Raw genomic sequence first — 23,988 nt, 5'->3', positions numbered from 1 at the left:
GGGCGCTTTCGCGAGCAGGCTCGCTCCCACAAGGGATTCTCAGCTTCGCGGCAGAAAACCTTTTATGGCCAGAAATGCCGGCACGCCAAGCCCGACCCAGCTCAACGCATCCCAGATTCCATCCCCCAGCAACGCCGCAAACAGCCCCGCCGCACTGAGCAAGGCGATCACGATCGGTGTGCTGAAAACCTTCCAGAAACTCGACTGACGCGGCTTCATGCCGAGGCCTCCGCCGTTTCCAGAACAGGCTTGGCCGCCTTGCGCCGCACCACCCACAAATACACCCCACTGGCCAACACGATGATCGTCAGCACATCCAGCGTCGCCCAGAGAATCTTCATCGGCATGCCGCCGTAGTCACCAAAGTGCAGTGGCTGCGACATGCCCATGGCGTCCATGTACCACGGCCGTTCGGCCACGGCGGTGACCTGCAAGGTCGTGGCGTCGATCAGCACCGGCGTCAGCAGGTGCGAGGTCAGGTGCGTGCCGCCCTTCATGAATACCGAGTAATGGTGCTCGCTGGAAAAGCGTGTGCCGGGGAAGGCGATGAAATCCGGTTTCATCCCCGGTGCGACTTCCTCGGCGATGTCGAGCAGCCGCGTGGCCGGCGCCAGTTGAGTAAGCGGCGGCGCATCGCGATACGGCGCGATCAGCGTGGTCAACGCGTCGTTGCGCCAGGCAGCGATGAGCAGGTCGGCGCAGGCGCTGATCACTCCGGTCACGCCCACCACCAGGCACCAGGTCAAAGTGACGACGCCGATCAGGTTGTGCAGGTCGAGCCAGCGCAGTCTTGTCGATTTGTCTTGGCGCACGGTTCCGAATTTCAAGCGGCGCATGAACGGCAGGTACAGCACCGTGCCGGACACGATCGCCACGACAAACAACAGACCCATGAACGCCAGCAGCAGCTTGCCCGGCAGCCCGGCGAACATGTCGACGTGCAGACGCAGGATGAACAGCATCAAACCACCGTTGGCCGAAGGGGTTTCCAGCGCTTCGCCAGTGCGCGCATCGAGCATGAAGGTGTGCGAAGAGTTCGGCTCGGTGTCGGCCGTCCTGGCCATGATCGCGAACGCCGCGTTCGGCTCTTCGTCGTCATAACCGAAGTACTGCATGACTTCGCCCGGGCGATGCTTCTGCGCCGCCTCGACCAGTTGCTGCAGGTTGAGTTGCGGCGTGTCGGCCGGCATCTCGCGCAGCTCCGGGGCGTTGCCGAGCAAATGATCGATCTCGTGGCTGAAAATCAGCGGCAGACCGGTCAGCGCCAGCATCAGCAGAAACACCGTGCAGATCAGGCTGGTCCAGGTGTGGATGAACGACCAGCGGCGGATGGTTTTACTTTTCATTGCATGACCTTCAAAAACACCAAAGCCGTCCGGTACGGACGGCCTGGGAACAGGGCCTGTTTCAGCTCACTGGCTTACCACTTGTAAGTGGCGCTGGCGACGACACTGCGCTGGTCGCCGTAGTAGCAGTAGAAGCTGTCGCAGGTGGAAATGTAGTCCTTGTCGAACAGGTTGGTCGCATTCACCGCCAGCGACGCACCTTTGAGGCTGTTGTCCAGACGGCCGAGATCATAATGCACGCTGGCGTCGAACACGGTGTAGGCGTCAGCCTTGCCCAGCCAGGTGTTGGCCTTGTCGCCGTAGGTGTTGCCGGTGTAGCGCACGCCGGCACCAATGCCGAAACCGTCGAGCACGCCGGCGTGCCAGGTGTAGTCGGTCCACAGCGAGGCTTGTTGGTTGGGCATCAGTTGCAGACGATTGCCCTTGTCGATGCCTTTCTGCACTTCGGACTTGGCCAGGGTGTAGGCGGCGATGACTTTGAGGTTGTCAGTCACATCCGACACGGCCTCGAGTTCCAAGCCTTTGACCTTCACTTCGCCGGTCTGGCTGGTCACCGAAACGTTGTTGACGAAGGTGTTCACCGCGACGTTCTTCTGGGTCAGGTCATACACGGCGGCGGTCAGCAGGGTCTTGCTGCCCGGCGGCTGGTATTTGATGCCCAGTTCCCACTGCTTGCCTTCGGTTGGCTTGAGCGAGCCGGTCGAGGTGGCATCGGCGCCCGTGGTCGGCTGGAACGATTCGGCGTAGGACAGGTACGGCACGAAGCCGTTATCGAAGACGTAACTGAGCGCCGCGTTGCCGCTGAATTTCTTGTCACGCTGGGTGTTGGTGGTGTCGCTCTGGTTGATGAATTGGGTGCTGGTGTGCACCCAGTCTTCACGGCCGCCGAGGGTCAGGCGCCACTGATCGAGGGCCATTTGGTCCTGCACGTAGAGGCCGGTCTGGTAGGTCTTCTGGTTGTAGTCGTAAAACGCGGTGGAGCGTGCTGGACGTACGATCGGCTGGCCGTAGATCGGGTTGTTGACGTTGGTTTGCAGACCATCGCCAAAGATCGAGGTGTAGTTGGTGTTGCTGCGCTGGTGATCCAGACCCAGCAGCAAGGTATGGCGAATCTCACCCGTGGCGAAGTCGGCCTGGAAGTTGTTGTCCACGGCAAACTGGCTGATGTCTTCGTCGACGCTGGTGCTGGTGCGGCCGACGTTGCCCTCTGCATCCACGGTGGTGAACGGGTAGGAACCGGGTGTCAGCGACTGGAACGACAGGTCCGACTTGGTGTAGCGCAGGTTCTGTTTGAACTGCCAGACATCGTTCAACCGATGTTCGAAGGCATAACCCAACGCGTAGTAGGTGCGGTCGTAGTATTCCCAATCCGGATCGCCGAGATTTTTGTGATGGGAAATATCACCGAGCGGCGATTTGATTTTGGTGCCCTGAATGGGCAGAAACTGGCTGGTGATGCCGGTGTCGTCGCGGGTGAACTGGCTCAGCAGAGTGAGTTTGGTGTCGTCATCGATGTTCCAGGTCAGGCTCGGCGCGATGTTGTAGCGCTTGTTGTCGACGTGATCGACCTGGGTGCCGCTGTCGCGCACCACGCCGCTGAGGCCATAGAGAAACTGCCCGGCCTCATCGATCTTGCCGGTGCTGGCGAAGTTGATCTGGCGGTGATTGTCGCTGCCGTATTGCAACTGGATTTCGCTGCTGGCTTCAGCGCTCGGGCGGCGGCTGACCATGTCGAGCAAACCGCCCGGCGGGGTCTGGCCGTACACCGACGAAGCCGGGCCACGCAGCAGGGCGAGGCGGTCGAGGTTCCAGGTTTCCTGTTTCGGGTTGGCGTACACGCCTTTGGGCAGCGGCAGGCCATCGAGGAACTGGGTCGGCTCGAAACCACGCACGCGCAGCCAGTCGGCGCGGGTGTCGCTGCCGTAGCTGCTGGCGGTGATGCCCGGCATGTAGCGCACAGCGTCATCGAGGCTGTGCACGCTGCGGTCGTCCATTTGCTGGCGGGTCGCCACCGAGATCGAACGCGGTGCTTCGACCAGCGCAGTGTCGGTCTTGGTGCCGGCGGCGGTGCGGGTCGCAGTGTAGCCTTCGACCGGGCCCCAGGCGCTTTCGAAGTTTTCCACACCGATGACCGAAGTTTCCGGCAGGGCCAGCGTGCCTTCCGGCACGGCCACCAGGGTGTAGGTGCCAGCGCTGCTCTGTTCCAGTTGCAGACCGGTGCCGCGCAAGGCCGCGCGCAGGGCTCCGGCGGCGTCGTACTGGCCGTTGACCGGGGCCGAGGTCTTGCCGGCGGCCAGCGCAGGATTGAGCGACAGAGCGAGGCCGCCCTGGCTGGCGATCTGGTTCAGGGTGGTCGACAGCGGCGCCGCCGGCAGGTTGTAGGCGCGCACGCTGGACGCTTGCTCAGCGGCGAGCAACGGGCTGCTGATCAGCGGCGTGCCGAAAGCGATGGCAAAAGCCAGCAGACTGGGGCGCAACAAGGTGTCTGGCGAACGGGACATACGGCGGCTCCTGAATGGAAATATTTCTCAATTGCCTGTGTGCCGGACGAGATTGGAAAAGTGATAGGGCTCGGTGGAAATTATTTTTTGCAGGAAATGGTTGTGCGGCTGATGGCGCCTTCGCGAGCAGGCTCGCTCCCACAGGTGATCGCATGCCAATGTGGGAGCGAGCCTGCTCGCGAAGGCGGTTTTCCTGCCGACGCATTACTCAGGCTTGATATCAGCCTTCGCCACGGTGACCCAATACGGCGTATGCCGCTCGATCTGCACCGGCAGAGTCGGCAGCAAAGCGCTCAGGGCCTTATCGGTGTCGTGCAACGGAAAGCTGCCGGTAATGCGCAGATCGGCCACTTCCGGCGCCACGCCCAGATGGCCACGACGATAGCGCCCCAGCTCGTGCACCAGATCGCCCAGCCGTGCGTTGTCCACCACCAGCATGCCGCGCGTCCAGGCATCGGCGCCGGGGGCGAGGGCGGCAATCGAGCCCAGCCCGTCACTGCGCAGCAACACCTGCTGGCCTTCGCGCAGAATCTGTTCTTGCGGGTTGGCCTGGGCATGGGCCGCGACCGCCGACTGCAACACGCTCAGGCGGGTGCCATCGTCCTCGCGCTTGACCAGAAACCGCGTGCCCAGCGCGCGCATGCTGCCTTCGCGGGTTTCGACGATAAACGGCCGCGCATCGCCATGCCCGGTCTCGACGAGGATTTCGCCTTCCTGCAACACGATCAAGCGGCGCTCGTCATCGAAATGGACGTCGACCGCGCTGTGGGTATTAAGGTTGAGCAGGGTGCCGTCGGACAGGCGCACGCTGCGCTGTTCACCGGTGGCGGTGCGCTGATCGGCGAGCCAGTAGTCCAGCGGCAGGTAGCGCTCACTGACAAACAGCCCCAGCCCGATAACCACCACGACACTGGCCAGCCCGCTGCCGAGTTTGCGCACGCGGCGGCGAATGCCTTCGCGCGATTGCAGCAACGCACTTCGGGCCGGGCCTTTGGCGACACTGAAGCGCTGATCGAGCATGCCCAACTGACGCCACGCGCGGGCGTGTTCCTCATGGGCCGCATGCCACTTGGCGAATTCCTCGCGCTCCAGCGCGGTGCTCGAATCGAGGGTCAATTGCCAGGCAATTGCCGCGTCCAGCACATGCGCCGGCACCGGGCGCGAACTGGCCGCCGTCATGTCGGCTCACCGTACAGGGCGATGTAGCACTGGCGCAGACCTTGCGCCAGATACTGCCGCACGCGCGGCACTGACACGCCGAGTCTGGCGGCGATTTCGCCGTGGCTGAGGCCGTCGAGGCGGTTATACAGGAAGGCCGCGCGCGCCTTGGTCGACAGCTTGCCGAGCAGCCGGTCGATGGCCTTTAGGTCGTCGAGGATCATTTGCTGTTCTTCCACCGACGGCTGTTCGTCTTCGGGGATCAGCATCAGTTCGGTGAGGTAGGCCTGTTCCAGCGCGGCGCGGCGGAAGTAGTCAAACAACAGGCCTTTGGCGATCGCCACCAGAAACGCCCGAGGTTCGCGCGGCGTCAGCAGTTCGTTGCGGTTGAGCAGGCGCACGAAGGTGTCCTGGCTCAGGTCCTCGGCACGCTGCGGACACGCCACATTGCGCCGCAACCACGCCAGCAGCCAACCGCGATGGTCGCGATACATCGCACCGACGAGCTCACTGTGGGGGTTGGGCACTGACGACACCGGACATCACCGATTGGGAAATGTTAACTAACGAGAATAGTTCGCGATTCTGGCAGAGGTGGGAATGGTTAGCAATTGGCCACTGGTCAGGTGATCTGAAGCAACGCGTTGCCTTGTGGGAGCGAGCCTGCTCGCGAAGGCGGCTGGGGAGGTGCCGAAAAGCTAGAAGGACGGCGCCTGCTGCCGCCGCTTCCACTGGCTCAACCGCTGCTGCAACTGCAACGGACTGTAAATCTGCTGCGCCCGAGCGCGGCTGAACAGAATCAATGCCAACTCCGCCGTGGCCAGCGCATCGGCACTGGCGTTATGCCGCTCGAACACTTCGAGCCGGAACCACTCGATCCACTCATCCAGCCCGGCCTCGCGAATCTGCGCCTGCGGACACAGAAACGGCGCGATATCTGCCACATCCAGAAACACATGCTGCAGCTTATGCCCCAGGTGTTCTTTCACTGCGCGCCCGAGCATGTGCTGATCGAACGGCGCATGAAACGCCAGCACCGGGCTGTCGCCGATGAACTCCAGCAACTCCAGCAACGCTTCCGCCGGGTCGCTGCCTGCGGCAATCGCATTCGGTCCCAAGCCATGAATCAGCACGCTGGGGCTGAGCTTCAATTCGCGACATTGCAGCGTGCGCTCGAACTGCTGACTGAAATCGATCGCGCCGTCCTCGATCACCACCGCGCCGATCGACAGGACCCGATCCTTGCTCATATTCAGGCCGGTGGTTTCCAGGTCCAGCACCACCCAGCGCTGCTCACGCAGGCTGCATTCGCTCAGCTCGGCAAGCGCCGGCAGATTCGCCAGCCGCTGCTGTAGATCCGCCGACACAACGGGGCTGGCCGGGCGCAGCCAGGAAAACAGGCTCATAGCTGATACCGCAAGGTCAGGCTGCTTTGCAGGCGCTGCGCTTGGCGCAGGGATTCACGCAGGATGCGCCGGTCAAGGTGATTGAGGCTGTCGGGATCGACGCGGTTGGAGTACGGCTGGTTCTCCCGGGTCTGGAGCTGATGCTGCTGCATGCGCGTTTGCTGAATGAAGTGATAGGCCTCTTCATACGCCGCGCCGTCGAGCGGCTCGATGACTTGTTTATCGACCAATTGGCGGAAACGCTCGAGGGTGTTGTTGGCGTCGATGCCGTTGGCCAGCGCCAGCAACCGGGCACCGTCGACGAACGGCGTCAGACCCTGAATTTTCAGATCCAGCGTGGCCTTCTCACCGTTCTTGCGTGCCAGCACGAATTCACGGAAGCGCCCAACGGGAGGGCGATTGCGCAGCGCATTTTCGGCGAGCATGCGCTGGAACAGACGGTTGTCACCGACCTGATCGAGGATGCCCCGGCGCAATTGCTCGCAGCCTTGCTCATCGCCCCAGACCACGCGCAGGTCGAAATAAATGCTCGAACCCAGCAGGTTCTCTGGCGTGGCTTCGCGGATGAACGCCGCGAAGCGTCGCGCCCATTCGGCCCGCGACAGACACAGCTCGGGATTGCCGGCCATGATGTTGCCCTTGCACAGGGTAAAGCCGCACTGCGCCAGGCTCTGGTTGATCTGCTGGGCAATCGGCAGCAGCTTGCCGCGTATCTCCGCCGCGTGCGCGGCATCGCGCGCGTCGAAGAGAATGCCGTTGTCCTGGTCGGTGTGCAGCGTCTGCTCGCGCCGGCCCTCGCTGCCGAAACACAGCCAGCTGAACGGCACGCCCGGGTCGCCCTTTTCGGCGAGGGTCAGTTCGATCACCCGACACACCGTGTGATCGTTGAGCAGGGTGATGATGTGAGTGATCTGCGTCGATGACGCGCCGTGGGCGAGCATGCGTTCGACCAGTTGGCCGATCTCGCCGCGCAAGGTCACCAGTTGCTCGATCCGTTGCGCGCTGCGGATGGTCCGGGCCAGGTGCACCAGATCGACCCGTTGCAGGGAGAACAGATCACGCTCGGATACCACACCGCACAGGCGTTGATCCTTGACCAGGCAGACGTGAGCGATGTGCCGCTCAGTCATGGCGATTGCCGCATCGAAGGCGCTGTGATCCGGCGACAGATAAAACGGTGAACGGGTCATGTGCTGTTCGATGGCGTCGCTGAAATCGCCGACACCTTCGGCGACCACATGGCGCAAATCGCGCAGGGTGAAAATCCCCAGCGGCGCCTTGTGCTCATCCACCGCGACGATGCTGCCGACCTGTTGCTCGTGCATCAGCTTCACCGCTTCACGCAGTGGCGTATCGGCGCTGCAAGTCACCGGATGGCGCATCGCAAGTTCACCGAGACGAGTGTTCAGCGAGTATTGGGTGCCGAGGGTTTCCACGGCTTTTTGCTGGACTTGCTGGTTGACCTGATCGAGCAGGCTGCTCACCCCACGCAAGGCGAAATCGCGGAAGGCACTGGAGAGGGCGAACAGTTTGATGAACGCCAGCTTGTTCAGTTGCAGGCAGAAGGTGTCTTCGCCCGCCAGATGTTCGGTGCGCGTGGCGCGCTCACCGAGCAGCGCGGCCAGCGGAAAGCATTCGCCGGTGGTGATTTCGAAGGTGGTTTCGGTGCCGGGCTTGGTGATGTGCTGGCGTTCGCCGACCACCCGACCCTGTTTGACGATATAAAAGTGCTCCACCGGGCCGTCAGCCGGTTTGATGATGCTCTCGCCCTGGGCAAAAAAACGCAGCTGACATTGCTCCACCAGATAGGCGAGGTGGGCGTGTTCCATCTGATTGAAGGGCGGGAAGCGCTGAAGGAATTGCAGGGTGCCCTGAATGTTCTGCAACACCGCGGTTTTCCCTGCCTGGGTGAAGGCGTCCGCTTTGCTCATAACCATTACCGCAGTCTTTTTCGAATTGTTGTTGTCGGATCGTTGCGACCATGGTCGGCCCCGGCGGGCAGGGTGCCCATTGGACGTAAGTCTAGGTTTTGCCACCATTGGCCGATTTTCGGAAATAACCTACGCAAAAGCTCGGAAAAGCTTGCGCTAGCCACTTGGAAAAAATTCCGACGAAGTGCACATTGAAGCGCTGTCCGGTGATGTCTGACGACTTGCCAGGGATTGTTTGAACATTTAGAGAGCGCCATGTCCGACCACGATATTTTGAGCGACGCCGAGCGAGAAGCGCTCAGCGCAGTCATGCTCGAACCCGATCTGCCGCCGCAGCGTGTCCTGATCGTCGACGACGACAAGGACGCCCGCGAGCTGTTGTCGGAGATACTCGCGCTGGACGGCATTCGCTGCATGACCGCAGCCAGCGGTGAAACCGCGCTGAAAATGCTCGATGAAAAGCCTTCGATCGGTCTGGTGATTACCGACCTGCGCATGGGCAATGTCGACGGCCTCGAGCTGATTCGCCAGGTGCGTGAATCGGTACGGGCAGCGATGCCGATCATCATCGTCTCCGGCGATGCCGACGTGAAAGACGCGATCGAAGCGATGCATTTGAGCGTGGTGGATTTTCTGCTCAAGCCGATTGATACGGGCAAGTTGCTTGAGTTGGTGAAGCATGAATTGGGCATTGAGCCCTAGAAGCCCCTCACCCTAACCCTCTCCCAGAGGGAGAGGGGACTGACCGCGGTGAATGTTGGAGGTACACCGACCTGAATTTCATGAGTCGAACTCAGGAATTGAAACTTCCCCAATCTGCTCCCTTTCCCCTCTACCCCTTGGGGGAGAGGGCTGGGGTGAGGGGGATGGATCTCAAGCCCACCACAACAATCCAATCCACCTCACAAACAAAAAGGCCCTGATCTCTCGATCAGGGCCTTTTTCACTTCCAGCGTCAGCGCAAATTACAGACCATTCGCGGCCTTGAACTCACGACGACGACGGTGCAGCACCGGCTCGGTGTAGCCGTTCGGTTGCTTGGTGCCTTCGATGACCAGTTCGACCGCCGCCTGGAAGGCGATGTTGCTGTCGAAGTCCGGTGCCAGCGGGCGATACAGCGGGTCGTTGGCGTTCTGGCGGTCAACCACTGGCGCCATGCGCTTGAGGCTTTCCATCACTTGCTCTTGGCTGACGATACCGTGGCGCAGCCAGTTGGCGATGTGCTGGCTGGAGATCCGCAGCGTCGCACGGTCTTCCATCAGGCCGACGTCGTTGATGTCCGGCACTTTGGAGCAACCGACACCCTGGTCGATCCAGCGCACCACGTAACCGAGAATGCCCTGGGCGTTGTTGTCCAGTTCGTTCTTGATCTGCTCTGGTGTCCAGCTTGGGTTCACTGCCAGTGGAATGGTGAGGATGTCGTCCACCGAGGCGCGCGCACGTTTGGCCAGTTCGGCCTGACGCGCAAACACATCGACCTTGTGGTAGTGCAGCGCGTGCAGCGCAGCGGCAGTCGGCGATGGCACCCAGGCAGTGTTGGCGCCGGCGAGTGGGTGAGCGATTTTCTGCTCAAGCATCGCTGCCATCAGATCCGGCATCGCCCACATGCCTTTACCGATTTGCGCACGACCTTGCAGGCCGGTGCTCAGACCGATGTCGACGTTCCAGTTCTCGTAGGCGCCGATCCACTTCTCGGCCTTCATGTCAGCCTTGCGCACCACTGGGCCGGCCTCCATGGACGTGTGGATTTCGTCGCCGGTACGGTCGAGGAAACCGGTGTTGATGAACACCACGCGCTCGCTGGCCGCCTTGATACAGGCCTTGAGGTTGACCGTGGTGCGGCGCTCCTCGTCCATGATCCCGACTTTCAGGGTGTTGCGCGGCAAGCGCAGGACATCTTCGATACGCCCGAACAGCTCGTTGGTGAACGCCGCTTCTTCCGGGCCGTGCATTTTCGGTTTGACGATGTACACCGAACCGGTGCGGGTGTTGCGCCGCGAAGTGTTGCCGTTGAGGTTGTGCATTGCCGCCAGACAGGTCACCAGACCATCGAGGATACCTTCCGGTACTTCGTTGCCTTGGCTGTCGAGGATCGCATCGATGGTCATCAGATGGCCGACGTTGCGCACGAACAACAGCGAACGACCGTGCAGGGTCACTTCACCGCCATTGGGCGCGGTGTAGGTGCGATCCGGGTTCATGGTGCGGGTGAAGGTCTGGCCGCCCTTGGACACGGATTCCGCGAGGTCGCCCTTCATCAGGCCGAGCCAGTTGCGGTAGATCACCACTTTGTCGTCGGCATCGACGGCGGCCACGGAGTCTTCGCAGTCCATGATCGTGGTCAGCGCCGCTTCCATGAGGATGTCTTTGACGCCGGCGGCATCGGTCTGGCCGACCGGAGTGCTGGCATCGATCTGGATTTCGAAGTGCAGGCCGTTGTGCTTGAGCAGAACGGCGATCGGCGCGTTGGCGTCACCCTGGAAACCGATCAACTGAGCGTCATCGCGCAGGCCGCTGTTGCTGCCGCCCTTGAGCGTCACGACCAGTTTGCCGTCAGCGATCCTGTAGCCGGTCGAATCGACGTGGGAGCCGGCGGCCAGTGGCGCGGCTTCGTCGAGGAAGGCGCGGGCGAAGGCGATGACTTTGTCGCCACGCACCTTGTTGTAGCCTTTGCCTTTTTCCGCGCCACCGTCTTCGCTGATCGCGTCGGTGCCGTAGAGGGCGTCGTACAGCGAACCCCAGCGGGCGTTCGAGGCGTTGAGCGCGAAGCGCGCATTCATCACCGGCACGACCAGTTGCGGGCCGGCGGTGCGGGCGATTTCATCGTCGACGTTTTGCGTCGTCGCCTGGAAATCAGCCGCTTCTGGCAGCAGATAACCGATCTCTTGCAGGAAAGCTTTGTAGGCCACGGCATCGTGCGCCTGGCCGGCATGCTGCTGATGCCAGGCATCGATGCGCGCCTGGAAGTCATCGCGTTTGGCGAGTAGGGCTTTGTTCTTCGGCGCCAGGTCGTGAATGACCTTGTCGGCACCTTCCCAGAATTGTTCGGCGGTGAGGCCGGTACCGGGAATGGCTTCGTTGTTCACGAAGTCGAACAGGACTTTGGCGACCTGCAGGCCACCGACTTGAACGTGTTCAGTCATTGCTTGCCTCACTCTGCTCAGCTATTTCGCTTTTCAGCTCGTCAATTTAACAATGAAGCTTCCGGCCATTTAAACCACAAACCTGCGGACCAGTACATGCCATTGCTGGCGGCTGGGCTAGGACCAATCAACGGCTTGGAGGCCTTGCTGACGGGGCTTTCAGGGTTGCGAAGGGCCTTGGGCAGACATCGATCCAGCGTTATGTAGTGCGCGCTGCGGCATACTACATGATGAGTTGCGCTTGTGAAAATCAGACTAATTACGTCGTTCTGCGACCTCATGACGCATTGCGGTCACGTCGCGGAACGGGATGTTCTCAAAAAAGCATTGGATTGTTCCAGCTAAATATCGAAAGTTGTACACATAATTGCTGTTTGGCTGCTATGGCGCAGTTTGGCGTCTCCCCCTTTGCGATGAGCGAATCTGTGGCGAGGGGATTTATCCCCGTTTGGGTGGCGAAGCCGCCCCCTGCGGTCCGGCTGGCAGACCCAATTGGCAGGACTCACGACTGCTGCGCAGCCGGACGGGGATAAATCCCCTCGCCACAGGTCATCATCTGCCAGCACTGGGTCAGGCTGAATCAAGCCGCTTGCCTATACTTGCCCTTCGATAACAAAAGTCATGACAAGAGGGCTGCGCCATGGACCATCTCGTACTCACCGTTTTCGCCCCGGACAAGCCCGGGCAGGTCGAGCGCATCGCCCAATGCATTGCCGAGCACGGCGGCAACTGGCTGGAAAGCCGCATGTCACGCATGGCCGGGCAGTTCGCCGGGATTCTGCGCGTGGGCGTGCCGGCGGAGGCTTACGACGAACTGGTCGATGCCCTGCAAGCGCTGTCGGCCCATGGCATTCGGGTATTGATTGCCGAAAGCGGAGTGGAGCAGTCCTGCACGTGGAAACCGATCGCCATGGAACTGGTCGGCAATGACCGACCGGGTATCGTTCGTGATATCACTCGCCTGTTGAGCGAGCAGGGCGTGAACTTGGAGCGACTGGTAACTGAAGTGCGCCCGGCGCCGATGAGCAGCGAGCCGCTGTTCCACGCCGAGGCGATTCTCGCGGTACCACTGACGCTGTCGCTGGATGTGTTGCAGGCGCGCCTGGAAACCCTGGCCGATGATCTGATGGTCGAACTGGTGTTACGCACAGAGGTTTAAACGTTCACAGGGTTATTCAGGTTTAACGTGCACCTGCCTGTGGATAACCTGTAGAGACAGACCGCCACGCCACGCCGGCCGTGGCTTTGCGCCCGTTGATCAAAAAACCGCCAACATTCAGTGACTTGCGCACAAACGGCGGGGATCACGCTGTGGATAAGCTTGGGAAGGAACGATGCAGGCCACGAGAACCGTGGCCTGCGGAGGTTTGTGCGTTTTTTGATCAGGCGCGCCGGCGCAAACTTATCCACGCATCAACGCTGTAGACCGCCAGACCGGCCCAGATAAACATGAACGCGACCAGCGTGCTGGACGACAAATGCTCGCCAAACAGCAGCACGGCTTGCAGCAACACCAGCGTCGGCGCGATGTATTGCAGGAAGCCGATGGTGGTGTAGGGCAAGTGGCGGGTGGCGGCGTTGAAACACACCAATGGCACCAGCGTCACCGGGCCGGCAGCCACGAGCCACCAGGCTTCAGAGGTGGTCCAGAAGGCCGGCTGCACACTCGTGGCAGTCTGATTGAACAGCAACCATGCGATCGCGATCGGCACCAGCATCCAGGTTTCCACCACCAGCCCCGGCAACGCCTTGACCGGCGCCTGCTTGCGGATCAGACCGTAGAAGCCGAAAGTCAGCGCCAGCGCCAGCGACACCCACGGCAAGCTGCCGACCTGCCACACCTGCTGCGCCACGCCGATGGCAGCGAGACCGACCGCGACCCACTGCATGCGCCGCAGCCGTTCGCCAAGGATCACCATGCCCAACAGGACGTTGACCAGCGGATTGATGTAGTAACCCAGACTCGCCTCGAGCATGCGGCCGTTGTTCACCGACCAGACATAGGTCAGCCAGTTGGCCGCGATCAGCGTGCCGCTCAGGGCCAGAATCGCCAGGCGTTTTGGATTGTCGAGCAGCTCGCGCAGCCAGCCCGGGTGTTTCCATACCATCAGGAGCAACGCACCGAACAGCGCCGACCACAGCACCCGATGGATGATGATCTCGACGGCCGGGACTTCAGCGATGGCTTTGAAATAGATCGGGAACAGGCCCCAGATGATGTAGGCGCTCAGGCCCAGAATGTACCCGCGACGCGGGTTGGCGGCTTGCATGCAGAATCCTTGCTCAGGCAGCTGACAAAGGAGGGATTGTAAGGAGATTTGTCTGCAAGTGAGTTGTGAATTTGTGAACACCGGACAAATGTAGGAGTGAGCCTGCTCGCGATAGCGTCGGGTCAGCCAACATCAAAGTTGAATGTCCGTCCGCTATCGCGAGCAGGCTCGCTCCCACAGGGTTCAGGTTTGAATCAGAAAAGTTTCAGCGGCTCTTCATTCAGTGCCGCCAGCTGCTCACGCAACGCCAGCACCTGATCGCCCCAGTACCGTTCCGTGCCGAACCACGGAAAGCTGTGCGGGAACGCCGGGTCGTCCCAACGCCGCGCCAGCCAGGCGCTGTAGTGCATCAGGCGCAGGGCGCGCAACGGTTCGATCAGTGCCAGTTCGCGCGGGTCGAAATCATGGAATTCGTTGTAGCCGTCCATCAATTCCGATAGCTGCCCGAGACATTCCTGGCGATCGCCGGCGAGCATCATCCAGATGTCCTGCACCGCCGGGCCCATGCGGCAGTCGTCGAGGTCGACGATGTGGAACATCTCGTCGCGGCACATCATGTTGCCGGGGTGGCAGTCACCGTGCATGCGGATGTTCTGGTGCGGCGTGGCGGCGTAGACATCTTCGACGCGTTTGAGCAGGTCGCGGGCAACCGACTCGTAAGCCGGCAGCAGGCTCTTGGGAATGAAGTTGCCTTCGAGCAGGGTATTCAGCGAGGCATGGCCGAAGTTCTGCACGGCGAGGGCTTCGCGGTACTTGAACGGCTTGGTGCCGCCCACCGCATGCATGCGCCCGAGCAACTGGCCGAGGCGATACAGCTGATCAAGGTTGCCCGGCTCCGGCGCACGGCCCCCACGGCGCGGGAACAGGGTGAAGCGGAAACCGGCGTGCTCATGCAGGGTTTCGCCGTTGTGGATCAGCGGCGCTACTACCGGGATGTCGATGTCGGCCAGTTCGAAAGTGAACTGGTGCTCTTCGAGGATGGCCTCGTTGGTCCAGCGCTGCGGACGATAGAACTTGGCAATCAGCGGCTCGGAGTCTTCGATACCGACCTGATACACACGGTTTTCGTAGCTGTTGAGCGCCAGAATGCGCGCGTCGCTGAGGAAACCGATGCTTTCAACGGCATCCAGGACGAGATCGGGGGTGAGGGTTTCAAACGGGTGGGCCATGCTGACTCCTGCGCGCAGCAGGCTGCTGCGTCCGGCTCGGCATGGTAGCGCAGATGGCAGTGGGGGAGGTGGTTGGTGTCATTGCTGATGCCATCGCTGGCAAGCCAGCTCCCACAGGTTTTGCGCAAGACCTGTGGGAGCTGGCTTGCCAGCGATGAGGGTTTATCAGGCGCCGACGATCCCACCATCCTCGCGAGTAATCGCCATCACCGAAGACCTTGGCTTGCCGTTGGGCAGGTGCTCGGGGAAGGTCGAACCACCGTTTTCGCCCGGATGCTGGATGCCGACAAACAGGGTTTTCTGATCCGGCGAGAAGCTGATTCCGGTCACTTCACAACCCACCGGCCCGACCATGAAACGGCGAATCTCACCGGTCGCAGGATCGGCGCAGAGCATCTGGTTGTTGCCCATCCCGGCGAAGTCGCCAGCGTTGCTCGAATCGCCGTCAGTGAGAATCCACAGGCGTCCGGCCTTGTCGAACCCCAGACCGTCGGGGCTGTTGAACATGTTCTGCGGGGTGATGTTCGATGAGCCACCCTTCGGCGTCCCGGCATGCACGCCCGGGTTGCCGGCGACCACAAACAGATCCCAAGCGAATGTCTTCGAGGCATGGTCATCGCGGTCGGTGCGCCAGCGCAGAATCTGCCCATAGACGTTCTTCTCGCGCGGGTTCGGCCCGCCCACCGGTTGACCGTCTTCGCCACGTTTGGCGTTGTTGGTCAGGGTGCAATAAACCTGGCCGTCCTTGGGGCTGACGACGATCCATTCCGGGCGGTCCATGCGTGTTGCGCCAACCACACTGGCGGCAAGGCGCGCGTGGATCAGCACTTCCGCCTGATCGGCAAACCCGCTGCTGGCGTCGATGCCGTTCTTGCCGTGGGTCAGTTCGATCCACTGGCCCCGGCCTTTCGGGTGATCAGGGTTGCCGTCGCCAGCATCGAATTTGGCTACATACAACGTGCCGTGATCGAGGATGTCGCGGTTGGCTTTCTGATTGCGATGGTTGATGCGGTCGCGGCTGACGAATTTGTAGATGAACTCGCCACGTTCGTCGTCGCCCATGTACACCACAGCGCGACCATCGTCGGTCTCGGCGAGTGCGGCGTTTTCATGCTTGAAGCGGCCCAGCGCGGTGCGTTTGACCGGAGTCGATTGCGGATCGAATGGGTCGATCTCGACCACCCAGCCGTGACGGTTGAGCTCGTTGGGGTTCTTGGCCATGTCGAAGCGCGGGTCGTGCGGGTGCCAGTTGATGTCCTTGCTGCTGGCGACAACGCCGTAGCGCTTTTGCGCGGCATCGAATTGCTGCTGGGCGTTGCTGCTGCCGAAGCAGTCGGTGAAGTTTTCTTCGCAGGTCAGGTAGGTGCCCCAAGGTGTCTTGCCGTTGGCGCAGTTCTGGAACGTGCCGAGGACTTTTTTGCCGTGCTTGTCGGCGGCGGTTTTCATCAAGTCGTGGCCGCGGGCCGGACCGCTGATGCGCAGCGGCGAGTTACCGTGAATCCGACGGTTGTAGCGCGAGCCCTGGACGAATTGCCACTGGCCGTTCTTGCGCTGTACTTCGATCACCGACACGCCTTCGCAGGCCAATGCCTTGCGCACATCCTCAGCCGACTGCGGCATGCCGCCATGCGGATACAGGTAGCGGTAGTTGGTGTATTCGTTGTTGATTGCCATCAGCGCGCGGTTCTTGTCGTCCGGGAAGGCGAACAGGCTCATGCCGTCATTGTTGTCGCCGAACTGCACTTCCTGTGCGGCAGCGGTGCCGTTACCGCTCGGGTCGAAGGCCGGGCCGTTCTTGTGCAGCGGCTGGCCCCAACTGATCAGCACCGAAGACTTGTAGCCCTTGGGCAGGCTGATGGCGTCGGTGGTCGCTGCCGGGATGCTTTCGAAACCGAGCAGGCGGCTGTTGCCGGCGCTGACACTGGCGGCCATGACGCTGCGGCTCAGCAAGTTGCCGCCGAGGAACATCGCCGCGCCGCACAAGGCACCGGCGCTGATGAAACCGCGACGGCTGAGGCCGACCATTTTTTCCAGATCAGTGGATTGGTTTTCTTCTAATAGGCTCACATCAGGCTCCCTGCTTGGTTATGGGCAACACCTTAATGCGGGTCGATGACGCTTTTGTGGCAAGACAAATCAGAGCGGCGTGCCGATCAGCACGTTGGACGGCGCGCATTGCACCTGCACCGAATTGCCGACGTCCAGCCCGTGGCTGCGCAAGTGCAGCGGTTCGGCCAAGGCGCAAAGTGTCTGGCCGTTGGGCAGGGAAATGCGCACCTCGCTGGGACCGTCCTCGGCATCGAGGATGGCTTCGATGGTGCCGCGCAGGACATTGTGTCCGGGCGTGGCCGGCTGATCGGCGCCGAGCAACTCAAGCCAGCCAGCCTTGATCAGCGCCATCACTTCGGTACCGACCTGCAATTCCAGATGCACGGTGCTGTCGTGGGTGATCTGCGCCTCCAGAGCAATGCCTTCGGCCAGTTCAAGGCGGATCAAGTCATTGCGACCCTGCGCCTGAATCGCTGCCACCGTGCCATGTAGCTGATTGCGCGCACTGGTCCTGAGCATCAGCCGCCCGAGCAGGTCGAGATCACTGGCGTCTTCCGCCGCTTCCAGCACCTGTGCCTGCAACGCCTGCAATTTCTGATACAGGCGCAGCACTCGCTCGCCCTCGCTGGACAATCTGGCGCCACCGCCACCCTTGCCGCCCACCACGCGCTCGACCAAGGGTTTCTGCGCCAGGTTGTTCAGCTCATCGATTGCATCCCACGCCGCCTTGTAACTGAGCCCCGCGCTCTTCGCCGCACGGGTGATCGAGCCTTGCTCGGCGATGTGTTGCAGCAGGGCAATGCGCTGCGGGCGGCGGACGATGTGCTGGGACAGCAGGGTGGGCAGGGACATGGCAGAACGCTTCTGGCTCGGGCGATGAGAGGGACGTTGGCCACTTGCAACGCATGAGTCAAGCCTGACGCAAAGCCCCCTGTGGGAGCGAGCCTGCTCGCGAAAGCGGTTTGACCAACAACAGCTTTGTTGAATGTGATGCCCATTCGCGAGCAGGCTCGCTCCCACACGATATCTGTATTCGCTTCAGGTACCGGGCTTCGGCGTACGGGCCAGGCAATACACATCAACCCGCGCCGCACCTGCATTCATCAGCAACCGCGCCAATGCCTGAGCGGTTGCTCCAGTAGTCAGGACGTCGTCAACCAGCGCGCAATGGCGGCCACTGACCTGCGCGTCAGGCGCCAGCGCAAAGGCATTGCGCAAGTTGCGTTTGCGCGCCTTGGCGTCGAGATCCTGCTGGGCGTCGGTGTCGATGACTCGCCGCAGCAGCTGTTCTTCGCACGGCAAATCCAGCGAAACACTCAACCAGCGCGCGAGCATCGCCGCTTGATTGAATCCTCGCCGACGCAGTCGTTTATTCGCCAACGGCACCGGTAGCAACACATCGGGGCGCGGCAAGTCCTCGGCGAAGCGATGCTGCAGGTATTGGCCGAGAACGTCGGCGAGCAGGTGACCAAACGGCCATTTCGCGTTGTGTTTAAACCGTGTAATCAGACTGTCCACGGGGAAGCCATAAACCCAGGGCACGGCGACCTGTTCGAAGGCCGGAGGCTCTAGCAGGCATTCGCCGCAAGTCAGGCCCTCCACCGCCAGTGGCAAAGCGCAGGTCTGGCAGTGACTGCCGAGCCAGGGCAGCTCGGTTTCGCAGGCCTCGCACATTGCCATTTGTGCTTCTGCGGGCTCATCGCACAGCAAACAGGTCTGTACGTTTTTTAAACAGATGTAAACCTGTCCTTGGTGTTGCGGTTGACAGCGCATCGCTCTTCCTTAAATATGCCGAACATCCGTGTAGCGCCTGTGGGTATTCCGTTTCCCCCGGCGCCAGCCAAGCATAACCAAGGAATTGCCCATGAGCGCGAGCACCACCGCCACCCTGCGTCACGATTGGTCTCTGGCCGAAGTCAAAGCACTCTTCGTACAGCCATTCAACGACTTGCTGTTCCAGGCGCAAACGGTGCACCGCGCACATTTCAACGCCAACCGCGTGCAGGTCTCGACACTGCTGTCGATCAAGACCGGTGCCTGCCCGGAAGACTGCAAGTACTGCCCGCAGTCCGGGCACTACAACACCGGGCTGGAAAAAGAAAAACTGATGGAAGTGCAGAAGGTCCTCGAAGAGGCGGCCCGCGCGAAAGCCATTGGTTCGACGCGGTTCTGCATGGGCGCAGCGTGGAAACATCCATCCGCCAAAGACATGCCGTATGTGTTGAAGATGGTTGAAGGAGTAAAAGCCCTCGGCCTGGAAACCTGCATGACCCTCGGCCGTCTCGATCAGGAGCAGACCGAAGCGCTGGCCAAGGCCGGTCTCGATTACTACAACCACAACCTCGACACCTCGCCGGAGTTCTACGGCAGCATCATCACCACCCGTACTTACAGCGAACGTCTGCAGACGCTGGCCTATGTACGCGAGTCGGGAATGAAAATCTGCTCCGGCGGCATTCTTGGTATGGGCGAATCGCTGGACGATCGCGCCAATCTGCTGATCCAGTTGGCCAACCTGCCGGAGCACCCGGAGTCGGTGCCGATCAACATGCTGGTGAAAGTCGCCGGCACGCCGCTGGAAAACGCCGAAGACATCGACCCGTTCGACTTCATCCGCATGCTCGCCGTCGCGCGCATCCTCATGCCGCAATCCCACGTGCGCCTGTCCGCCGGTCGCGAAGCGATGAACGAGCAGATGCAGGCCCTGGCATTTTTCGCCGGCGCCAACTCGATTTTCTACGGCGACAAATTGCTCACCACCGCCAACCCGCAGGCGGACAAGGACATGCAGCTGTTCGCACGCCTCGGTATCCAGCCGGAGGCTCGCGAAGAGCACGCGGATGAAGTGCACCAAGCGGCGATCGAGCAGGCGCTGGTGGAGCAGAAGAGCAGCGAGCAGTTCTATAACGCTGCCATCTAAAAGCTGCACGGATTGCGCTGAAGGAATGCAAAACCCCTGTGGGAGCGAGCCTGCTCGCGAAAGCGGTTTGGCCGCGAATATCCATGTTGGATGTGACGCCCATTCGCGAGCAGGCTCGCTCCCACAGGGGATCTGTGTCATTTGAAAATCGAGGCCTGCATGTCATTCGATCTCGCCGCACGCCTTGCTGCCCGTCGTGCCGACAACCTTTATCGCCACCGCCCGCTGCTCGACTCGCCGCAAGGCCCGCAAGTCGTGGTTGACGGCCAGCCGCTGCTCGCTTTCTGCAACAACGACTATTTGGGCCTGGCCAATCATCCGCAGGTGATCGAAGCCTGGCGCGCCGGCGCTGAACGTTGGGGTGTCGGCGGTGGCGCGTCGCATCTGGTGATCGGCCACAGCAGCCCGCATCACGCGCTGGAAGAAGCGCTCGCCGATCTGACCGGGCGCCCACGTGCACTGCTGTTCACCACCGGCTACATGGCCAACCTCGGCGCGGTCACCGCGCTGGTCGGGCAGGGCGATACGGTGCTCGAAGACCGGCTCAATCACGCTTCGTTGCTGGACGCGGGCCTGTTGTCCGGCGCGCGTTTCAATCGCTATCTGCACAACGACGCCGAAAGTCTGGTCAAGCGCCTGGAGAAAGCCACCGGCAACACGCTGGTGGTCACCGATGGCGTATTCAGCATGGACGGTGACATCGCCGACCTGCCGGCGCTGGCCCGCGCGGCCAAGGCCAAAGGCGCGTGGCTGATGGTCGACGATGCCCACGGCTTCGGCCCATTGGGCGCCAACGGTGGCGGCATCGTCGAGCATTACGGCCTGAGCCAGGACGACGTGCCGGTGCTGGTCGGCACCCTCGGCAAAGCCTTCGGCACCGCCGGGGCCTTTGTCGCTGGCAGCGAAGAGTTGATCGAAAGCCTGATCCAGTTCGCCCGCCCGTACATCTACACCACCAGCCAACCGCCGGCGCTGGCCTGCGCGACGCTGAAAAGCCTCGAGCTGTTGCGCAGCGAACACTGGCGCCGTGAGCATTTGCAGACACTGGTCCGCCAGTTCCGCCACGGCGCCGAGCAGATCGGGCTGGAGCTGATGGACAGCTTCACGCCGATCCAGCCGATCATGATCGGCGATGCCGGCCGCGCGGTGCGGCTGTCGCAAATGCTCCGCGAGCGCGGCTTGATGGTGACCGCAATTCGCCCACCGACCGTGCCGGCCGGCAGCGCGCGGTTGCGCGTCACGCTGACCGCCGCCCACAGCGAGGCGCAGGTGCAACAGTTGCTGGATGGGCTGGCAGATTGTTTCGCCCGATTGTCGTTGGAGCCAAGCCATGCGTAATCGTCTGATCCTGCTGCCCGGCTGGGGCCTCGGCGTGTCGCCGCTGGAACCGCTGGCCGCAGCATTGCGCGGCCTCGACGAACATCTGCAAGTCGAGATCGAACCGCTGCCGGAGCTGGACTCCGCTGACCTTGAAGACTGGCTCGACGAACTCGATGCGCGCATTCCGCAGGAAATCTGGCTTGGTGGCTGGTCTCTGGGCGGCATGCTCGCGTCTGAGTTGGCGGCACGACGCGGCGAGGCGTGCTGCGGGCTGCTGACGCTGGCGAGCAACCCTGCGTTTGTCGCCCATGAGCAGTGGCCGAACGCGATGCCTGGCGAGACCTTCGATGCGTTTCTTGCCGGTTGCCAGGCCGATCCGCGTACCACGCTCAAGCGCTTCGCTCTGCTATGTGCGCAAGGTTCACCAGACCCGCGTGGCTTGTCGCGCTTGCTGCTCGCTGGCGCACCGGCCGCGCTGATGGCAGGGCTGGAGCTGCTCGCGCAACTGGACACACGCCAGGCGTTGCAGGGGTTTCGCGGCCCGCAGTTTCATCTGTTCGGCGGACAGGACGCGCTGGTCCCGGCGGAAGCGGCCGGCGCATTGTTCGCGCTGTTGCCGGATATCGAAATTGGTCTGATCGAACAGGCCAGCCATGCTTTTCTGCTGGAAGACCCGCATGGAGTCGCGGGCGCGATCCAGGCGTTTCTACATGAGTGCGCTGATGACTGATCTGTCCCTTGTGCTGCCTGGGGGCTTGCCCGACAAGCGCCAGGTGGCGGCGTCTTTTTCCCGCGCTGCGGCCAGTTACGACAGCGTCGCCGAGTTTCAGCGTGACGTCGGCACGCAGCTGCTTGAGCGTTTGCCTGGAAGTTTCATGCCGTCGCGGTGGCTCGATCTCGGTTGCGGCACCGGCTATTTCACTCGTGCGCTGGCCTCGCGTTTCACCCAGGGCAGCGGTGTCGCGCTGGACATTGCCGAGGGCATGCTCAATCACGCACGGCCGTTGGGTGGCGCTGAGCATTTCATTGCTGGCGATGCCGAACGGCTGCCGTTGCAGGATGCGAGCGTCGATCTGATTTTCTCCAGCCTTGCAGTGCAGTGGTGCGCCGACTTCGAGGCGGTGCTCAGCGAAGCCTTGCGCGTGCTTAAACCGGGGGGGATTTTTGCGTTTGCTAGTCTTTGTACAGGGACGCTGTTCGAGTTGCGTGAGAGTTGGCAGCAGATCGACGGGCTGGTGCACGTCAATCGCTTCCGCGCCTTCGCCCGCTATGAGCAGTTATGTGCCGGCAGTGGCATGCGCATTTTGGCGCTGCAGAATCAGCCGCACGTGTTGCATTACCCGGATGTGCGCAGCCTGACTCATGAGTTGAAAGCGCTGGGCGCACACAATCTGAATCCCGGCCGGCCGGGCGGTTTGACCGGACGGGCGCGGATTCTCGGGCTGATCGACGCGTACGAGCGGTTCCGTCAGGCGTCGGGGCTGCCGGCAACGTATCAGGTGGTATACGCCGTGTTGGAGAAACCTCTATGAGCGCAGCCTATTTCGTCACCGGTACCGACACCGATGTCGGCAAAACCACCGTTGCTGCCGGATTGCTCCATGCGGCGCGGTCGGCAGGCTTGAGCACGGCGGCGGGCAAACCGGTGGCATCGGGTTGCGACGTCACGCCCAAAGGCTTGCGTAATTCCGATGCCTTGGCGCTGTTGGCCGAATGTTCGTTGCCGCTGACTTATCAACAGGTCAACCCGGTGGCGTTCGAGCCAGCGATCGCTCCGCATCTGGCGGCGCGCGAAGCAGGTGTAGCGCTGACGGTGCAATCGCTGCTGGCGCCGATGCGCGGGATTCTGGCGATGAACGCCGATTTCACCCTGATCGAAGGCGCGGGCGGCTGGCGTGTGCCGTTGGCCGATCAGGACAATCTCTCTGACCTGGCGATTGCACTGAAGCTGCCAGTGATTCTGGTGGTGGGCGTGAGGCTGGGGTGCATCAGTCATGCTTTGCTGACCGCCGAGGCCATTGCCCGCGATGGTCTGCAATTGGCGGGGTGGGTGGCGAATATCATCGATCCGAAAACTTCGCGGCTGGAGGAAAACCTCGCGACCCTGGCCGAGCGCATTCCCGCGCCATGCCTGGGCCGGGTGCCGAAACTCAAGGCGTTGAGCGCCGAAGCGGTCGCCGAGCATTTGCAACTGGATTTGCTCGACTAAGCTTTTGCCTATGAACAGGCACTGTGCCATTAGTGTTTTTGACGGGTGTTTTGCTGGCGCGTCTGCTTCAATGGCGAGCATTGATCCTTTGCAGGGATGAGAGTGACTATGGAAATCTCCGGCAACACAGCTTTTTATGCGGGACTGAGCTCGATTCAGTCCGGGCAGAACCGCGTCGATCAGGCTGCCAGCCAGATCGCCAACAACACTATCGAACGTTCGGTGACCAGCCAGTCGTCCGAAGTGCAGGTCAATCGCCTGCGCGGTGTGGATCGCGCACAAGAATCGGATCTGGCGAGCAATATCGTCGAGCTGTCGCAGGGCAAGATCCAGGCAGAGCTGGGTGTGAAGGTGGCCAAGGCATCCGACGAAGTGCTCGGGACGATCATCGATACCTTCGCCTGATCGAATTTGTTGTAGACCCCGAAACGCCGCGCCCTGTCGCGGCGTTTTTCGTTTAAGTCCTTCTTGCTCAACTAATCTTTTTACAACGCCCGTGGCTTATATCAAGTCGCGGCGATTTGTCGTCTCCGGCATTTGGAGAGCGTGATGACGAACGGCAAAAG

The 23,988-nt window shown here is 61.6% G+C and carries 21 protein-coding genes; 8 read left to right on the top strand and 13 right to left on the bottom strand.

Features of this window, described 5'->3' with window-relative positions; all coding sequences use genetic code 11:
* Positions 1-39: 39 nt before the first annotated feature.
* From AB9L16_RS23770 to AB9L16_RS23740, 7 genes are all read right to left on the bottom strand, one after another.
* The gene (locus AB9L16_RS23770; protein ID WP_041476738.1) at positions 40-219 is read right to left on the bottom strand and encodes a hypothetical protein; all 180 of its coding nucleotides are present in this window, start codon (positions 217-219) and stop codon (positions 40-42) included.
* Complete coding sequence (locus AB9L16_RS23765; RefSeq protein ID WP_056786577.1) at positions 216-1,346, bottom strand: PepSY domain-containing protein; 1,131 nt, start codon at positions 1,344-1,346, stop codon at positions 216-218. Before AB9L16_RS23765 ends, AB9L16_RS23770 begins: the two co-directional genes overlap by 4 nt.
* 74 nt (positions 1,347-1,420) lie before the next feature.
* Positions 1,421-3,847: a TonB-dependent siderophore receptor gene (locus tag AB9L16_RS23760; RefSeq protein ID WP_056786580.1), complete on the bottom strand. Its 2,427-nt coding sequence runs from the start codon at positions 3,845-3,847 to the stop codon at positions 1,421-1,423.
* A gap of 204 nt (positions 3,848-4,051) precedes the next feature.
* A complete protein-coding gene (locus tag AB9L16_RS23755; protein WP_305381650.1) occupies positions 4,052-5,026 on the bottom strand; it encodes a FecR domain-containing protein in 975 nt (324 codons plus the stop codon).
* Positions 5,023-5,499: an RNA polymerase sigma factor gene (locus tag AB9L16_RS23750; RefSeq protein WP_305383150.1), complete on the bottom strand. Its 477-nt coding sequence runs from the start codon at positions 5,497-5,499 to the stop codon at positions 5,023-5,025. Before AB9L16_RS23750 ends, AB9L16_RS23755 begins: the two co-directional genes overlap by 4 nt.
* Positions 5,500-5,703: 204 nt before the next feature.
* Entirely contained in the window at positions 5,704-6,411 is a 708-nt protein-coding gene (locus AB9L16_RS23745; RefSeq protein WP_375122789.1) for a PolC-type DNA polymerase III, read from the bottom strand.
* Positions 6,408-8,342 (bottom strand): putative nucleotidyltransferase substrate binding domain-containing protein, encoded by a 1,935-nt coding sequence (locus AB9L16_RS23740; protein ID WP_375122788.1) that lies wholly within the window; start codon positions 8,340-8,342, stop codon positions 6,408-6,410. Before AB9L16_RS23740 ends, AB9L16_RS23745 begins: the two co-directional genes overlap by 4 nt.
* Before the next feature lie 255 nt (positions 8,343-8,597).
* Here AB9L16_RS23740 and AB9L16_RS23735 point away from each other — a divergent pair, with 255 nt between their 5' ends.
* Positions 8,598-9,044, top strand: coding sequence for a response regulator (locus AB9L16_RS23735; RefSeq protein WP_016772851.1), 447 nt, complete (start codon positions 8,598-8,600; stop codon positions 9,042-9,044).
* Positions 9,045-9,307: 263 nt separating this feature from the next.
* Here AB9L16_RS23735 and AB9L16_RS23730 read toward each other — a convergent pair whose 3' ends face one another.
* Positions 9,308-11,485: a malate synthase G gene (locus tag AB9L16_RS23730; RefSeq protein ID WP_056786595.1), complete on the bottom strand. Its 2,178-nt coding sequence runs from the start codon at positions 11,483-11,485 to the stop codon at positions 9,308-9,310.
* A 640-nt stretch (positions 11,486-12,125) separates the two neighbouring features.
* On the opposite strand from AB9L16_RS23730, the gene AB9L16_RS23725 reads away from it, so the two are divergent.
* Positions 12,126-12,644, top strand: coding sequence for a glycine cleavage system protein R (locus AB9L16_RS23725; RefSeq protein ID WP_016772854.1), 519 nt, complete (start codon positions 12,126-12,128; stop codon positions 12,642-12,644).
* A gap of 223 nt (positions 12,645-12,867) precedes the next feature.
* Here the strand turns inward: AB9L16_RS23725 and rarD are convergent, their stop codons facing one another.
* The 5 genes from rarD to AB9L16_RS23700 all read right to left on the bottom strand — a co-directional run bounded on the left by rarD (position 12,868) and on the right by AB9L16_RS23700 (position 18,746).
* Positions 12,868-13,755, bottom strand: coding sequence for an EamA family transporter RarD (gene rarD / locus AB9L16_RS23720; RefSeq protein ID WP_041476730.1), 888 nt, complete (start codon positions 13,753-13,755; stop codon positions 12,868-12,870).
* Positions 13,756-13,949: 194 nt separating this feature from the next.
* On the bottom strand, positions 13,950-14,924 hold the full coding sequence (locus AB9L16_RS23715) for a serine/threonine protein kinase (RefSeq protein ID WP_375122787.1): 975 nt from the start codon (positions 14,922-14,924) through the stop codon (positions 13,950-13,952).
* Positions 14,925-15,089: 165 nt separating this feature from the next.
* The gene (locus AB9L16_RS23710) at positions 15,090-16,991 is read right to left on the bottom strand and encodes a PhoX family phosphatase (RefSeq protein WP_064361248.1); all 1,902 of its coding nucleotides are present in this window, start codon (positions 16,989-16,991) and stop codon (positions 15,090-15,092) included.
* Positions 16,992-17,060: 69 nt separating this feature from the next.
* A complete protein-coding gene (locus tag AB9L16_RS23705; RefSeq protein ID WP_375122786.1) occupies positions 17,061-17,825 on the bottom strand; it encodes a TOBE domain-containing protein in 765 nt (254 codons plus the stop codon).
* Between the two features lie 186 nt (positions 17,826-18,011).
* Positions 18,012-18,746: a ComF family protein gene (locus AB9L16_RS23700; RefSeq protein ID WP_375122785.1), complete on the bottom strand. Its 735-nt coding sequence runs from the start codon at positions 18,744-18,746 to the stop codon at positions 18,012-18,014.
* Positions 18,747-18,837: 91 nt separating this feature from the next.
* Between AB9L16_RS23700 and bioB the strand changes: the two genes are divergently transcribed.
* From bioB to AB9L16_RS23670, 6 genes are all read left to right on the top strand, one after another.
* Positions 18,838-19,893, top strand: coding sequence for a biotin synthase BioB (gene bioB / locus AB9L16_RS23695; RefSeq protein ID WP_056786610.1), 1,056 nt, complete (start codon positions 18,838-18,840; stop codon positions 19,891-19,893).
* A gap of 159 nt (positions 19,894-20,052) precedes the next feature.
* Positions 20,053-21,231 carry an 8-amino-7-oxononanoate synthase gene (gene bioF, locus AB9L16_RS23690; protein WP_252879002.1) on the top strand — a complete coding sequence of 393 codons (1,179 nt, stop codon included), beginning with the start codon at positions 20,053-20,055 and terminating at the stop codon, positions 21,229-21,231.
* Complete coding sequence (locus tag AB9L16_RS23685) at positions 21,224-21,943, top strand: alpha/beta fold hydrolase (RefSeq protein WP_375122784.1); 720 nt, start codon at positions 21,224-21,226, stop codon at positions 21,941-21,943. Before bioF ends, AB9L16_RS23685 begins: the two co-directional genes overlap by 8 nt.
* Complete coding sequence (bioC, locus tag AB9L16_RS23680; RefSeq protein ID WP_375122783.1) at positions 21,936-22,745, top strand: malonyl-ACP O-methyltransferase BioC; 810 nt, start codon at positions 21,936-21,938, stop codon at positions 22,743-22,745. Before AB9L16_RS23685 ends, bioC begins: the two co-directional genes overlap by 8 nt.
* Complete coding sequence (gene bioD / locus AB9L16_RS23675; RefSeq protein ID WP_041476721.1) at positions 22,742-23,422, top strand: dethiobiotin synthase; 681 nt, start codon at positions 22,742-22,744, stop codon at positions 23,420-23,422. The genes bioC and bioD overlap by 4 nt, the downstream gene beginning before the upstream one ends.
* Positions 23,423-23,530: 108 nt before the next feature.
* Positions 23,531-23,827, top strand: a complete 297-nt coding sequence (locus tag AB9L16_RS23670; RefSeq protein WP_016772865.1) for a hypothetical protein — start codon at positions 23,531-23,533, stop codon at positions 23,825-23,827.
* Positions 23,828-23,988: the final 161 nt, after the last annotated feature.

The sequence above is a fragment of the Pseudomonas sp. LW8 genome, assembly GCF_041956865.1.
Classification (GTDB): Bacteria; Pseudomonadota; Gammaproteobacteria; order Pseudomonadales; family Pseudomonadaceae; genus Aquipseudomonas; species Aquipseudomonas siliginis.
Note: the sequence above shows the minus strand (reverse complement) of the source record. Positions and strands in the feature narration are given on the sequence as shown.